The organism is Oleiphilus sp. HI0125 (assembly GCF_001635355.1).
In genome coordinates this window covers 1-996 of the sequence record NZ_LWGF01000669.1, presented here as the reverse complement: position 1 = coordinate 996, position 996 = coordinate 1, and the positions used below count along the sequence as shown (strand labels likewise).

1 protein-coding gene and 1 pseudogene are annotated in these 996 nt (G+C 46.9%); one reads left to right on the top strand and one right to left on the bottom strand.

Annotated elements, in window-relative coordinates; translation table 11 throughout:
• Nucleotides 1-590 (top strand): NAD(P)-dependent oxidoreductase (locus tag A3762_RS09450; RefSeq protein ID WP_068755141.1); only part of this gene is annotated, 590 nt, incomplete at its 5' end.
• Nucleotides 591-662: 72 nt separating this feature from the next.
• Here the strand turns inward: A3762_RS09450 and A3762_RS27445 are convergent.
• A pseudogene (locus A3762_RS27445) lies at nucleotides 663-996 on the bottom strand (peptidase); the annotation flags it as partial.

Genomic DNA, 996 nt, shown 5'->3' with positions numbered 1-996 from the left:
TCGACCATACGACCGCGTCTGCTGAAGTCGCCCGCGAATTGCATGAACAAGCTCTTAACCTAGGTATTGATTTCATAGACGCGCCCGTTTCAGGTGGCGAGCAAGGTGCGATTAACGGTCAACTGACTGTTATGTGTGGAGGTGACGACGCCGCTTATGAAAAAGCCGAGGAATTCATCGCAACTTACGCGAAGTCTTGCAAACGCCTAGGCGACATTGGTGCAGGTCAACTTACAAAAATGTGCAATCAGATCGCTATTGCAGGTTTAGTTCAAGGCTTATCGGAATCTATTCACTTTGCACAACAAGCAGGACTCGACCCTCAGTCAGTCATCGACGTGATATCTAAAGGTGCCGCTCAATCTTGGCAGATGGATAATCGTCATAAGACCATGATTGCTGACGAATATGAACATGGGTTTGCTATTGATTGGATGCGCAAAGACTTAGCGATCTGCCTTGAAGAAGGTAGAAAAATACATGCAAAACTCCCCGTTACGGCTCTTGTTGACCAGTTCTATGCTGACGTACAAGACATGGGGGGGAATCGTTGGGACACATCAAGTTTACTAAAGCGATTGCAAAAGTAAGCATGATCTAANCTCAGACGCATGTTGCAGAAAGCGTATTCCCGCACCAGCGGAAATACGCCATCATTCGTGTTAGCTATTTATCTGCTCAGACACGAACTCTAACGCAGCCTCAACAGCCACAACCTGCGCAGCAATACATTCTTCGCGCGTTGCACTCTCGCTATCAGGATAAACTTCAGTGGTCGTTGTGAACCTTGCTGATGTAAAACCTGCACATAGACCAAGCAGTTTAGCGTCATAATTCACTACACCGTGCTGCGATGCCTTATCGCCTAACAAGCAGCCTTCTTCATCATTTGGTGCAATATGCGTCACCGATTCAACAGCAGCAATAATACGCGCCTGAAAGGCATCTTGAGGGTTACCGCTATCTCCAACAAGATAAAACCCATCGGGAATATGT